A 13,501-nucleotide genomic window follows, 5' to 3' on the forward strand; every position below is an offset into this window, starting at 1 on the left:
GATCGAAGCCTATTCCATCGGGAAGGCGGCAATGTGCAGAAGGACCCATGCCCCGTCAAGGGATGGGAGGACTGCTCTTTAGGGAAATGTCGATTTGATGACGAAGCCGCTTAGTCCACGGTGTTCCCATGGGGTGCGATTCCGGTTCCCATCGGGCCTGATGTGGCATAGGCTTCGCCGAATTTCCCGATGGCACTCCCTGAGACAGGGTCATGCAGAGTGCCTGAATTGGATATATCTCCTTTCCCGCCAGGCAGAACGCTGCGCAGGAACTGCCAGGCTTTGCCGACACGCGTGAGACGGAGCGGGGGCGGGGCCATGACCCGTTCCTGCGGGGCGTCCACGTAATGCCCGGATCCTTCAAAGGTCTGCGCAGACGTCACGGCGTAATTCCGTGGAAGATCGACCGGGACGTGCACGGGCGGGACAAAAGTATTGATCCCTTTGGAGAGGGCAGGCGCACTGAGCAGTGCCAGAAGCATCAGGCATAACCTCACAGCGATAGGAGTGCGCATCCCCGGATCCTTTGCAAACGTCATGCAACAGTAATGACCAGTAGACTATCCGTGCAACAGGATACGGAAGCCTACGGCCCTGGCACAAAAAAATGCCGGATGGGAAATCCCATCCGGCATTTTCCGGTCGCGTTCCGATCCGGGCCATGAGGCCCGGCTCAGGATCAGCGGGAGTAGAACTCGACGACCAGGTTCGGTTCCATCTGCACCGGGTACGGCACGTCCGAGAGAACCGGAACACGCAGGAACGTGCCCTTCATCTGGCGGTGATCGACTTCAACGTATTCCGGCGTGTCGCGCTCACCCGTCTGGACAGCGTCAAGCACGATGGCGAGCTGCTTGGAGGAGGAACGGACTTCGATGACGTCGCCTTCCTTCACGAGGTAGGACGGGATGTTCACCTTCTTGCCGTTGACCGTGACGTGGCCGTGGCTGATGAACTGACGCGATGCGAACGGCGTGATCGCGAACTTCAGGCGGTACACGACGGCATCCAGACGACGCTCGAGCAGACCGATCAGGTTCTCGGACGTATCGCCCTTGCGACGGACGGCTTCGTCATAATACTTGCGGAACTGCTTCTCGCTGATGTTGCCGTAGTAGCCCTTGAGCTTCTGCTTGGCCATCAGCTGGATGGAGAAGTCGGACGGCTTCTGCTTGCGGCGCTGACCGTGCTGGCCGGGGCCGTATTCGCGACGGTTGACCGGGGACTTGGCACGGCCCCACAGGTTGACGCCGAGGCGGCGGTTGATCTTGTACTTGCTCTCAAGACGCTTTGACATGGGTTGACCCCTGTACTCATCAGAACCACCCCATGCTGCATGGCGGTCCGTTTTGTTGTGCCGGTAGGCCCTCTCCCGGATTGGAAAGAGCGGGCGCGCACCCAGATGCCGGGCCGGCGGGATTGCAGACTCCCGCGCTGTTGGACCGGCCGGTACGTCCACGTTTCCGGCTGTGCCGTCGCGCCTACAGGAGTCCCCGATCGCGGTCAATCAAAACCTGCTTGCAAGCCATGTCATTTTCTTGCAGTGGGGGCGCGGAAAGTACGCAACCACATCAACTCCGGCTGCGCTAACTGTCCGGAACTCCCCTTCGCTTTTTCCCGAGCACTCCTGAAGGGGAGCAACACGTTTTTTCGAGTTTCCGTATGAAAACCTACCGCTTCAATCCCAAAGCCGGCCGTATCGGCGAAGGTTCCCTCGAAGGACTGGTGCAGTCCCTTGATGCGCCTCTGCCCCCCAAGCCCGGGGAGAGCGTCATCAAGCGTGCCTTCAAAAGATTCGGCCTCGCCCAGATGCACATGTCCCATCTGGTGATCGACGATCGCACGATCTATCTGCGCGGCAAGGCGGACAACGCCAAGGACCGCGACCAGATGATACTTGCGGCAGGCAATGTTGCAGGCGTCTCGGCTGTTGAAGCCGAAATTGCCGTCCCGGCCGGAACGCCGGAGCCGGAGTTTCTGGAAATCAAGACGAGCAAGACGCTGGACGAAGTGGCGGACAAGCTGCCGCAGGACATCACCGGCGATGAACTGCTTGATGCCAATCAACCGCTTGTCACGGCCAAGGATGACATTTATCCGGGTCAGACCATCCGACTGCCGACCGAGAACTGATCTGTTCGTCGTGGCTCCTCCGAGATGGGGAGCCACGACTGCGTTTCACGATCCGGCACTGGCAGAACGGTCCTGACCTCCATTCCCGGAATTCTCCTTATGGACTCCATCGAACCTCTCGACGTCGAACGGGTGCGCCCACCCCACGGTGTCGAACCGGCCATGCTGTCCCTCATGCTAGCGACATTCACCATCGGCACCGGCGAATTCGCCATGATGGGTCTGCTGCCGGAATTCTCACACTCCCTGAACATCACCATTTCGCAGGCAAGCTGGGCCATTTCCGCCTATGCCATGGGCGTCGTCATCGGAGCGCCGCTGATTGCGATCCTGGGCGCGCGCCTGCCACGCCGCACGCTCCTGCTCTGCCTGTTATGCCTGTTCATCGCGGGCAATATTGGCAGCATCCTGATGCCCAGCTTTGCGGGCATCGAACTCATGCGCTTCATCACGGGCCTGCCTCACGGGGCCTTCTTTGGCGTTTCAGCCCTGATCGGCGCGTCGATGGTCGAGCGGGCCCGGCGCGGACGCGCGGTCGGACGGGTGCTGTCAGGCATCATGATTTCGACCGTTATCGGGTCGCCACTCTCGACCTATGCCGCCAATCATGTGGGATGGCGCGTGGCCTATGGCACGATCGCGGCTCTGGGCGCCGTGTGCTTTGTGGGAATCTGGTTCTTCGCACCGCGCGACAGGCCTCATCCGGGCGCAACCGCACTCACCGAACTCGGCGCGTTCAAACGCCCGCAGGTTCTGCTGACGCTGCTAACCAGCGCGGTCGGATTTGGCGGCTTGTTCGGGATCTACACCTTTCTGACGACCGGACTGACGGAAGTGACGCAGCTTCCGGGTTGGCTCGTGGCTGTCTATCAGGTCGTATGGGGGCTGGGCATGGTGGCGGGCAATGCGTTTGGCGGAGCCATGGTTGACCGCAGCATCGACCGGACGGTGATCGTCTCCTTCACGGGAAGCATTGTCTTCATGCTGGGCTTCTGGCTGCTGCTACCCTCGCCCTACGCCATGCTGCCCATCACCTTTCTGGTTCCAGCCGGCATCATCATGCTCTCCCCCGCCCTCCAGACCCGCCTGATGGAAGTTGCCGGAGATGCCCAGACCCTCGCCGCCTCGCTCAACCATTCGGCGTTCAATCTCGCCAACGCCTTCGGAGCATGGCTGGGGGCGGTGCTGGTCAGTTCAGGGCTGGGGCTGGGGTCCGTTGGCTGGGGCGGAGCGCTGTTCTCGGCATTGGGACTGGTGATCTACGGGTTTACGATATGGCAGGCACGGGCCTCCGCATCACGCGAAGCAGCCTGATCCCGAAGGCCACGCAGGTCGTGGCCAGTGCCAACGCCATACCGATCCAGAGGCCTTCCACACCAACATGCTGGTGGAAGGCCAGCCATCCTCCGAACACCAGCCCGACCAGACCATAACTCGCCATGGCAATCAGCATGGGCGTCACGGCATCTCCGCAGCCCCGAAGCGCACCGTTGAAGACGCATTGCAGACCATCTGCGATCTGGTAGAGCCCGGCGATCTTGAGAAGCGTTACGACAAGCGCCGTGGTTTCGGGGTCCGGCGCACGATTCGAGAAATAAAGCGGCAGGATCTTTTCAGGCCAGATCAGCAGCAGCGAGGATGTGGCAAGGCTCCACATCAGAACGATGCCCATTCCGGTCAGAGCCGCGCGGCGGCCTTGTTCCATACGCCCCGCTCCGCGCCAGTACGCCACACGCACATTTGTCGCCTGACCGATCGCCAGACACACCATGAACAGCAGCGAACTGACATTAACCGCAACCTGATGCGCCGCAAGACTGGGCGTTCCGAGTTCACCGGCACGCAGACTGGTGATCTGGAACATCAGGATTTCCGCCGCAGCCCCCATCATCATCGGGCCGCCGAGCTTCAGCAGATCCTTCATGACGGCCCACTGCACAGGCGCTGGCTTCAGAACCGCCCGGACGCGCTCATGAGTCAGGCAGAGACCGAACAGGGCAAAGCTGACGACCCAGCCTGTCAGGGTCGTGGCCGTTGCGGAACCATAAAGCCCCATAGCGGGAAGCCCCGCCCAGCCGTGAATCAGCGCCGCATTGGTCAGCCCATTGCAGACCGCCATGGCGGGCATGATCCAGAGCAGCAGTGTCTCGGCGCCGAGCGCTGGCAGCGCGACACGCAGAACGCCAATGACAGCCAGATCAGGCAGAAGTGACAGCAGCAGAATATCAATGAAGCGGCTGCCATGTGTGATGACTTCCGCCGGTTCGCCGATGGAAGTGAAGATGGTTTTCGAAAAGGCTAGCAGCAGGGCACACGGAACGAAAACCGCAATGGCGAGTAAGAGGGTTGCGCTCATGACGCTGCGCCCGTCATGGGACGTGCGACCATGATCTTCCGCGCCGCGTCCATGTGACAGAAGCACCCCTGCCCCGCCGAGCACGGCTTGGAACGTCACCATCGTCGTGAAGAAGAACGTGCTGGACAGACCACCAATGGCCAGTTCTGTCACACCCAGTCCACCGAGCAGGACCGTATCCGTGACACCCATCGCCATTTCGGAGAGCTGCGACAAAGCCAGTGGCAGCGCAATCCGCACGAGCGTTAAGGCATGATTGCGTGGCGTTGTTGGGTCAGACGGCGGATGACTGGAAAAGGTGCTGCTCATGCCTCCCTAATACAGGCGTCAAACCTGCCGACAAGAGTAACAAGCCTGTTGCGCCCAAACCAAGGCTGGCGCATTGATCGGCATATGGCCGATCCTGCTGCACACGTGCTCCGCCTGCACGATACCCATCTTCGCGAAAAGCGACCGTTCACGCCCCTCGATCCTGAGAATGTGCGCGTCTATTTCTGCGGACCGACCGTCTATGACCGCGCGCATCTGGGCAACCTGCGCGCCATGATGTGCGCGGATATCCTCATTCGTCTGCTGCGGACGCTGTATCCGCGCGTCACTTACGTCCGCAACGTCACCGACGTGGACGACAAGATCAACGCACGCGCGAAAGAGAACGGCGAGGACATTTCCGCCCTGACCGACCGCACGACGCAGGCCTTTCATGAAGATCTTGCGTCACTCTTCATTCTTCCGCCCGATATCGAGCCCCGCGCGACCCATCATATCGACGATATGCTGGAAATGATCGCGCAATTGATCGAAACCGGACATGCCTATGAAGCCGAAGGGCATGTGCTGTTCGCAGTCCGCAGCTTCCCGTCCTATGGTGCGCTGTCCGGACGCTCGCTCGATGACATGATCGCGGGCGCCCGTGTTGAAGTCGCGCCCTACAAGCGTGATCCGGGTGATTTCGTGCTGTGGAAGCCGTCCGAGCCGGAGCTGCCGGGCTGGGACAGCCCCTATGGGCGCGGACGTCCGGGCTGGCATATCGAATGCTCGGCCATGTCACACCGTTATCTGGGCGAGAGCTTCGACATTCATGGCGGCGGCGACGACCTGCTGTTTCCGCATCATGAAAACGAACGCGCGCAGTCCATGTGCTGCCATCCGCATGGCAAGTTCGCCACGCACTGGGTCCATAACGGGATGCTGCTGTCGAACGGCGAGAAAATGTCGAAATCTCTCGGCAACTTCTTCACGATCCGCGAAGTGCTGGACCGCTCGCCCGCGGAACCGCTGCGCCTGCTCTATCTGGGCGCGCAGTACCGCTCCACGCTGGATTTCAGCTGGGACAAGCTGGAAGAAGCCCGCCGGGTTCTGGACCGGCTGTACCGGGCACTTGAACGCGGCAATGCGCAGCCGGGTGCGGCTGTTCCGGCAGCGGTCATGGACGCATTGTGCGATGATCTGAACACGCCTTTGGCCATCGCCGCCCTTCACCCGCTGGCGGATGCCGCCATGCAGGGCGATCAGGACACGGCCTCCAGCCTGTTGGCTGCTGGAAAGATGCTAGGTCTGTTCAATGTGACGCCCGCCGAGTGGTTTCAGTCCGGTGTCGATGCGGGTGCGATCGAAGCACTGATCGAAGAGCGTCTTGCAGCCCGAAAGTCCCGCGATTTCGCCCGCGCCGATGCCATCCGCGCGCAGCTTGCCGCCGATGGTATCACCCTTGAAGACGGCCCCGGTGGCACAACATGGCGGAAGGCGTAATCATGACCGGACGTGACGGCGGGGCGGATATCGGCCCCCTTGGAGATTTTGATCCGGTTGTGATCCTTGTGCGCCCGCAGCTTGCCGAGAATATCGGCACGACGGCGCGCGCCATGGCGAATGGCGGCCTGTTCCATCTGCGGATCGTGGCCCCGCGCGACGGCTGGCCGCAGGAACGCGCTTGGTATGCGTCGTCGGGCGCGGACCGGATCTTGGACGCGGCTCAGGTGTTCGAGACGGTGGACGATGCCGTGGCCGACCTGCACCGCATTTTCGCGACGTGCCCGCGCCCGCGCCATGTGGTCAAGCCGGTCATGACCGCGCGAGGTGCCGCGGCCGAACTGCGCGTCGCCTCTACCCGCGGTCTGCGCACCGGCATCCTGTTCGGACCCGAACGCGCCGGTCTGGACAACGAGGATATGGCCCGCGCCGATACGCTGGTCCGTTATCCGCTCAACCCGAAATTCATGTCCCTCAACCTCGCACAGGCCGTGCTGATCATGGCCTATGAGTGGTTCCTGACCGAGGACATGACGCCACCACGCGAACTCATGACCAATGAGACGCATGTGGCGACGAAGGGGGAGATGGAGAATTTCATGTCCCATCTCATCCGCGATCTGGATGAGACCAATTTCCTTCGAAACGAGCAGAAACGCCCCGGCATGGTGCGCAATCTGCGTCATTTCTTCACCAGAGGCGAAGTCACGGAACAGGAGCTTCGCACCCTTCACGGCGTTGTCAGCGAACTGAGCAGCGCCCGCAGGAACAGGAGCTGACCCCATGATTCACTGGCGCCACCGGAAACGGATGCAAGCCCGACCTGATCCGGGGGCGCCAGAATCACAGCACGGACATCCCACCGTCGTCGAGACGGTCAACAGGATCCGGGCGCATGTCCTCGAAGAGAACGGCCGCAGCGACATCATCCGCACAGGTCTGGATTCCGGCGCTCTTGGAGACCTCTACCATACCCTGATGACCATGAGCTGGTTCATGTTCTTCTGGGCCTCGATCGGGCTGTATCTGGTTATCAATATCGGCTTTGCGCTGATGTATTACATCATCCCGCACAGCGTCAGTGGTATTCCGGACGGCGATTTCCTCGACGATATTTTCTTTAGCGTTCAAACGATTTCAACCGTCGGTTATGGCACCATGTCGCCCGTCGGACGCCTGACGAACACCATCGTGTCGTTCGAAGTTCTGGCAGGCATGATGCTGAACGCGCTCGCCACAGGACTGGTCTTCGCCCGCTTTTCACGCCCCCGTGCCCGCGTTCTGTTCAGCCATGTCGCGGTCGTCTCCTATGACGACGTGATCCCCACCCTCACGATCCGCATCGCCAACCAGCGCCGCACCCTGATCCTGTCCGCCAATATCGAGATGACGCTCACCCGCCTGATGCCGGACGAGCGCGGGCGTCTGGTCCGGCGTTTCGACCGGCTCACGCTGGTGCAGTCCCACATGCCGATCTTCCGCATCAGCCTGAATGCCACGCATCTGATCGACGGCCAGAGCCCGCTTTATGGCCTGTCCGCAGAGACTCTGATTGACCAGAACGCGGAAATTATTATCACGATGGACGGAACGGACGAAATCTCATCCCAGACCGTTTTTGCCCGTCATGCCTATGAGATCGGACATGTGAAACACGGCTATCGTTTTTCGGATATGATCGCCAATCGTCCGGACGGGCGCGTGGAGGTCGATTTCCGTCGCTTCCATACGACCGAGCCGGGCGATACGCCGCAAACGCCTGATCCTACCCCCTGACAGGAGACATCCCATGACGGATATCGTGACAGACGACAGACATGATTTCGGGACCGGCCTGCTGAAGGCCTCGGTCAGAAGCCATGGCGCCGAACTGGTCGCCTTGCATAACGGGACGGACGATCTGCTCTGGAACGCAGGACCGGCATGGCCGAGACAGTCGCCGGTCCTGTTTCCGATTATTGGCCGACTCCCAGAATACGAGATCACGCTCGATGGCACGCCCGTCCGGCTGAAACAGCACGGCTTAGCGCGGGACCGGGTCTTCCGCTGGATCGCACGGACACCCGAAGGCTGCACGCTGGAACTGGTGGACGATGCCGAAAGCCGCGCGCTCTTCCCATCCGCATTCAGGCTGCGACTGGTCTATCTGATCGAGAACAACACCCTGCGCGTCTCGTATCATCTGCATAATCCGGACAGCACCAGCACGCTCCATGCCTCCCTCGGCGCACATCCGGCGTTCCGCTGGCCGCTGAAAGAGGGCGTAACAAAAGACAGCTACAGGCTGGTTTTTGAATATGACGAACCCTTGCCCGTCCGGCGCATTGACGCTGACGGACTGCTTTTGCCGGAAAAACAGCATACGCCGGTCCGGGACAACGTCCTTGCACTGACGGATGCGCTTTTTGAAAAAGACGCGCTCATCATGGAGAAGCCCGAAAGCCGGTCCGTGGACATGGGCGGTCCGGACGGAGCGGGTATCCGGTTCGTCTGGGGCGGCTTCAAAGAACTTGGCCTGTGGACGAAACCCGGAGCCGATTTCCTGTGCATCGAGCCCTGGTACGGCTATGCAACGCCGGTTGGCTTCAAGGGCGATTTTTCACAGAAACCCGGCCTATTACATCTGAAGCCGGGCGAAAGCTGGACGGCGTTCTGGTCCGTCAAGGCGATCTGAAAGATCAACCCCGTCGCGGTTGTTGAAAAGCGCGACGGGGCAACAGGGTCAGGCCTGAATGGCGTCCCGCAGACGGGAAACCGTGCGCTCGCGCCCCATCAGGCCGAGAAGAACATGCAGTTCTGGACCGGCATCCTCACCCGTCAGGGCCAGACGCAGCGGCATGAAAAGGGTGCGCCCCTTGCGGCCCGAAGCTTCTTTGAGCGTGTTGGTCCAGTCCTTCCAGGTGTCCTCGCCCCACGGCTCGGCGGGAAGGGTGTCGAGGGCCTGCTGAAGGAACTCACGGTCTTCCGGCTGTGAGGGCGGGACGATCGTGCCATGCACCACATCCCACCAGTGCGGGATCTCGGCGGAGAGATCCACGTTTCCGCGCACGGCATTCCAGAACGTCTCGTCGGCTTCTGGCGGAAGATGCGCTTTTGCCGCCTCGAACGGCAGGCTGTGCAGCGCACGGCGGTTCAGGGCGAGAAGCTGCGTCATGTCGAACCGCGCGGCCGACTTGGAAACATGCGAGATGTCATAGGCCGCAATGGCCTCGTCCATCGTCATGACCTGCGGATCATCCGAAGAACCGACGCGGGCGAGATAGGAGACGATCGACATCGGCTCCAGCCCGTCCTGACGCAGGGATTTCAGCGCAAGCGAGTCGAACCGCTTCGACAGCTTGCCACCATCGGAATCCAGCAAAAGTGGGAGATGCGCGAAGGTGAAACGGTTGGGCTTCGCATCCAGCGCTTCGGCAATGTCGATCTGCACGCCGGTGTTGGTCACATGGTCTTCGCCACGGACAATATGGGTTATGCCAAGATCCAGATCGTCGATCACGGACGCCAGCGTGTAGAGGATTGTACCGTCCCCACGCACCAGAACCGGATCGGAAATGGCCGTCAGCTTGACCGAGCACTCGTCCATGACGAGGTCGTTCCATTTGCGGCTGCCATCGCTCAGGCGGAAGCGCCAGTGCGGGGTCTTGCCGTTGGCTTCGGCGCGCGCGCGCTGGTCAGCCGTAAGCTTGAGCATGGCGCGGTCATAGATCGGTGCCTTGCCCGCACGGATGCGGGCTTCGCGCTTGGCATTCAGTTCGTATTCCGTCTCAAAGCAGGGATAGAGACGGCCTGTCGCCTTCAGCTTTTCGATGACTTCGGCATAACGGTCCAGTCGCTCGGACTGGCGGACATATTCGTCCCACTTCAACCCCAGCCAGGATAGGTCCTTGCCGATGGCCTCTTCATATTCGGGCTTGCCCCGGCTGGTATCGGTATCGTCGATCCGCAGCAGGAATTTTGCGCCGTTATGGCGTGCGAAAAGGAAGTTGGCGACGGCAAGGCGCGCATTGCCAACATGCAGGTAACCGGTCGGGGACGGAGCGAAGCGCAGTTTCATGACGCCTTAATGCCGCATGATGCGCCGCGTTGCCAGAGCGGGTTTTTATGAAGAGCCATGCGAAGGAAGGGGGGAGGCCCCTTCCCTGCATCCGGTGTTCAGTGACGGATCACTTCGTGGCGGTTTTCGTCGTCCTCGTCGTCATCATCATCCGGCGGACCGGCGATTTCCTCGTCATCAACGAGACGACGCGGATCAATGGCGCGCCAGTCACGCTCCATCGGGGTCGCGCGGCTGGCTGCAAAGTCTTCGAGTTCCGTGGAGGACTTCCAGCCATCCTCGCCAGCGTCCACGACTTCGGCGTTTTCACCGAAAGCGAACCAGTTCTCGATCACTTCCTTGCTGCTCGCACCCGGAGTGCGGCACCGCTCGATGCTGTCGCGGACGTAAGCGCGGGCATAGGCGTTGGCGTGCATCAGGTCGATGAAGTCTTTGACCACCTCAACCGTGTCATCCTCGCCTTCCGAAGCGCCGGACAGGTCGATGATGCGTACGCTCCACGTTCCCGTCTGCGGGTCGTTTTCGGGGGCGCCTTCGACAGGGTCAATCGTATCGTCGGTCATGAAATGTCCTTGGATGTCTCGTGGCTGTCACGGACCTTCTGGAGCAGGAACTCGCGTCCGAGTTTGACGCGGGGCTGCCCGTCATAGGCCACGATATCAGCCGTTGCATAGGTTTCGGACCAGCGGTCGGGGATGAAGGACCCGCTGCCGATCACGTCGATCGGGGCATGAGCGTCCCGCATCGTCGAACATTTGGCGACGTTGAAGCCGGAAGAGGCAACGATCCTGACATGATGGAACCCTGCATGATCCAGAGCCTCCCTCATGCGCCAGATTGCTGCCGCCGACACGCCCGTTCCCACCAGATCGCGCAGTTCCTGATCGGAACGGTAGCGGCGGATGGTGCCCGGCGTGTGACGCTCAAGCACACCATATGAGGTCTGGGGGTCCAGTCCTTCAAGGAAGCGCCCACCATGCGTATCCAGACGGACGCTCAGATGGCCCTTCGCAGCACGCTCGGGGAAGCGGCGGCAGACGGCGAGCGCATCCGTGATTTCCTGCCCGAAATAGTCCACCAACACCGTCAGCGGATCGTTCGGATAGACCTCGTCATACATCTCCGCCGCACGCAGCGTGGAGCCTGCATATCCGATCAGGGCATGGGGCATCGTGCCCAGACCGGCCTCAAGACCGAAGAAACCGGCCGTGGCGTCATTGGCATTGCCGATGAAGCCGCGAGCGCCTTCCTTGCGGGCCGCGCGGGAGCCGACGCCCGCCGCATAGGCCATCTGTTCCTGCATCTCAAAGCCCGCACAGTGGCGGGCGTCCATCGCGAGAAACGGAATGGAGGGGAGCGCCATGGCCATCTGATAGGCGTTATGGGCGGCCACGCAGGTCGAGCCGATCCGCTGGAGCACCAGCGTTTCCAGCGGCGCCAGACAGCTGAAACTGCCGGTCAGGTACAGGAGCGGTTCACCCGCGCCAACCCACTCGCCTTCGGCATACATTTCCCGGCATTCAAGGTCGAAGCCCTGCGCTTCCGCCACGTTCTTCAGCCACTGTGTGACCAGACCGCAGGCCGCAATCACCGGGCGGCGGATGAACACCGCATAGGTGACGCGGGAATCTCCGAAATGCTCCACGATATGCCGCGTTCGCCCGAAATAGGCGTCCGTCCGCGCTTCGATGGTTGTCTCGTCCAGCGGGCCGAGAGTGCCAAGCGCGCGCCGGAGCGCGGCTTGTGGAGTATTCTGGGGATCGGAAGCGGTCATTATTTCTTTCCTGCTCGTCCCGTCAATTCCTGAGCAAGAAGGAAGGCCATTTCAAGGGACTGTTCCGCATTAAGGCGCGGATCACAGAATGTTTCATAGCGACCCGCCAGATCGTCTTCGGTGAGGCACTGGGCTCCACCGATGCATTCCGTGACGTCCTGACCGGTCATTTCAAGATGGATCCCGCCCGGACGACGGCCCGCAGCCTCGAACACATCGAAGAAGCCGAGCACCTCGCCAAGAATATTGTCGAAAGAGCGGGTCTTGATCTTGCTGGCCGTGGTCGTGGTGTTGCCATGCATCGGATCGCACAGCCATGTCACGGTGCGGCCCGTGCGGTTTACGGCATCGAGCAGCGGCGGCAGATGCTCACGCACCTTGTCCTTGCCCATGCGCGAAATCAGCGTGATGCGACCGGCCTCGTCATTCGGGTTCAGGATTTCGAGCAGCTTTTCAAGGTCCGCAACCGTCGTGGTCGGGCCGACCTTGATGCCGATCGGGTTCTGCACGCCGCGCAGGAACTCGACATGCGCGCCGTCGGGCTGACGGGTGCGATCGCCGATCCACAGGAAATGCGCCGAGCAGTCGTAATAGGCACCGCTCGTGCTGTCCACGCGGGTCAGGGCCTGTTCGTACGGCAGGAGCAGGGCTTCGTGAGACGTGTAGAACTCCGTCTCGTCGATCTGCGACGCTGAGCCGTCAAAGCCGCAGGCGCGCAGGAAGGAGAGAGTCTCGTCGATGCGATGGGCCAGATCCTGATAGCGCGCGGCGAGCGGAGAACGCTCCACGAAGCCCAAATTCCAGCTATGGACCTGATGCAGGTTCGCATAACCGCCATGCGCGAAAGCACGAAGCAGGTTCATCACGCCAGCAGACTGGAAATATCCGGTCTCCATGCGGCGCGGATCAGGAATACGGGCTTCGGGTGTGAACTCGGGACCGTTGATGATGTCACCGCGATAGCACGGCAGCGTCACGCCATTGATCGTCTCGGTATTGGACGAGCGCGGCTTGGCATACTGCCCGGCCATACGACCGATCTTCACGACCGGAACTTTGGCAGCGAATGTCAGGACCACAGCCATCTGGAGCAGGACGCGGAACGTGTCGCGCACGATGTCAGCCGTGAACTCGTCGAAGCTCTCGGCACAAGCGCCGCCCTGAAGGACAAAAGCCTCACCACGCGATGCTGCGGCCAGACGGGTCTTGAGGCGACGGGCTTCCCCCGCAAAAACCAGCGGTGGATATCGATGCAGACGAGCTTCGACAGCAGCAAGCGCCGCTTCATCCGCATAGGATGGAGCCTGGACGATGGGGCGGGAACGCCAGCTTGCAGGAGACCAGGACATCGTGTTGGTGGACGTCGGGGTCTGGCTCGAGGGGTGCATCAAATGCCCTCCGGAAGGATGTGAATGCAGGAGTTGCGGGG

13 protein-coding genes are annotated in these 13,501 nt (G+C 61.2%); 6 read left to right on the forward strand and 7 right to left on the reverse strand.

Annotated elements, in window-relative coordinates; all coding sequences use genetic code 11:
• Positions 1–110: 110 nt before the first annotated feature.
• Both JK213_RS01725 and rpsD read right to left on the reverse strand, forming a co-directional pair.
• A complete protein-coding gene (locus JK213_RS01725) occupies positions 111–515 on the reverse strand; it encodes a hypothetical protein (RefSeq protein WP_228125351.1) in 405 nt (134 codons plus the stop codon).
• A 164-nt stretch (positions 516–679) separates the two neighbouring features.
• Entirely contained in the window at positions 680–1,297 is a 618-nt protein-coding gene (rpsD, locus tag JK213_RS01730) for a 30S ribosomal protein S4 (RefSeq protein WP_099285388.1), read from the reverse strand.
• Between the two features lie 365 nt (positions 1,298–1,662).
• Between rpsD and JK213_RS01735 the strand changes: the two genes are divergently transcribed.
• The gene (locus JK213_RS01735; protein WP_062033644.1) at positions 1,663–2,133 is read left to right on the forward strand and encodes a BON domain-containing protein; all 471 of its coding nucleotides are present in this window, start codon (positions 1,663–1,665) and stop codon (positions 2,131–2,133) included.
• Between the two features lie 99 nt (positions 2,134–2,232).
• Complete coding sequence (locus tag JK213_RS01740) at positions 2,233–3,447, forward strand: MFS transporter (RefSeq protein WP_194261596.1); 1,215 nt, start codon at positions 2,233–2,235, stop codon at positions 3,445–3,447.
• Here JK213_RS01740 and JK213_RS01745 read toward each other — a convergent pair.
• The gene (locus JK213_RS01745; protein WP_194261597.1) at positions 3,401–4,798 is read right to left on the reverse strand and encodes an MATE family efflux transporter; all 1,398 of its coding nucleotides are present in this window, start codon (positions 4,796–4,798) and stop codon (positions 3,401–3,403) included. The two genes, JK213_RS01740 and JK213_RS01745, sit on opposite strands and share 47 nt — an antisense overlap.
• An 84-nt stretch (positions 4,799–4,882) precedes the next feature.
• Between JK213_RS01745 and cysS the strand changes: the two genes are divergently transcribed.
• From cysS to JK213_RS01765, 4 genes are read left to right on the forward strand one after another with little or no spacing between them, the layout of a single operon-like run.
• On the forward strand, positions 4,883–6,241 hold the full coding sequence (cysS, locus tag JK213_RS01750; protein ID WP_194261598.1) for a cysteine--tRNA ligase: 1,359 nt from the start codon (positions 4,883–4,885) through the stop codon (positions 6,239–6,241).
• Between the two features lie 2 nt (positions 6,242–6,243).
• Entirely contained in the window at positions 6,244–7,020 is a 777-nt protein-coding gene (locus tag JK213_RS01755; RefSeq protein WP_099285569.1) for an RNA methyltransferase, read from the forward strand.
• 4 nt (positions 7,021–7,024) lie between these two features.
• Positions 7,025–8,017 carry an ion channel gene (locus JK213_RS01760; RefSeq protein ID WP_194261599.1) on the forward strand — a complete coding sequence of 331 codons (993 nt, stop codon included), beginning with the start codon at positions 7,025–7,027 and terminating at the stop codon, positions 8,015–8,017.
• Between the two features lie 13 nt (positions 8,018–8,030).
• A complete protein-coding gene (locus JK213_RS01765) occupies positions 8,031–8,915 on the forward strand; it encodes an aldose 1-epimerase family protein (protein ID WP_194261600.1) in 885 nt (294 codons plus the stop codon).
• Positions 8,916–8,963: 48 nt separating this feature from the next.
• Here the strand turns inward: JK213_RS01765 and gltX are convergent, their stop codons facing one another.
• The 4 genes from gltX to JK213_RS01785 all read right to left on the reverse strand — a co-directional run bounded on the left by gltX (position 8,964) and on the right by JK213_RS01785 (position 13,460).
• On the reverse strand, positions 8,964–10,298 hold the full coding sequence (gene gltX / locus JK213_RS01770) for a glutamate--tRNA ligase (RefSeq protein WP_194261601.1): 1,335 nt from the start codon (positions 10,296–10,298) through the stop codon (positions 8,964–8,966).
• 98 nt (positions 10,299–10,396) lie between these two features.
• The gene (locus JK213_RS01775) at positions 10,397–10,861 is read right to left on the reverse strand and encodes a hypothetical protein (RefSeq protein WP_099285394.1); all 465 of its coding nucleotides are present in this window, start codon (positions 10,859–10,861) and stop codon (positions 10,397–10,399) included.
• Positions 10,858–12,072: a nicotinate phosphoribosyltransferase gene (locus tag JK213_RS01780; RefSeq protein WP_194261602.1), complete on the reverse strand. Its 1,215-nt coding sequence runs from the start codon at positions 12,070–12,072 to the stop codon at positions 10,858–10,860. The genes JK213_RS01775 and JK213_RS01780 overlap by 4 nt, the downstream gene beginning before the upstream one ends.
• Positions 12,072–13,460 (reverse strand): class II 3-deoxy-7-phosphoheptulonate synthase, encoded by a 1,389-nt coding sequence (locus tag JK213_RS01785; protein WP_194261678.1) that lies wholly within the window; start codon positions 13,458–13,460, stop codon positions 12,072–12,074. Before JK213_RS01785 ends, JK213_RS01780 begins: the two co-directional genes overlap by 1 nt.
• Positions 13,461–13,501 lie beyond the last annotated feature (41 nt).

Source organism: Gluconobacter sp. Dm-44 (assembly GCF_018256175.1).
GTDB classification, from domain to species: Bacteria; Pseudomonadota; Alphaproteobacteria; order Acetobacterales; family Acetobacteraceae; genus Gluconobacter; species Gluconobacter cadivus.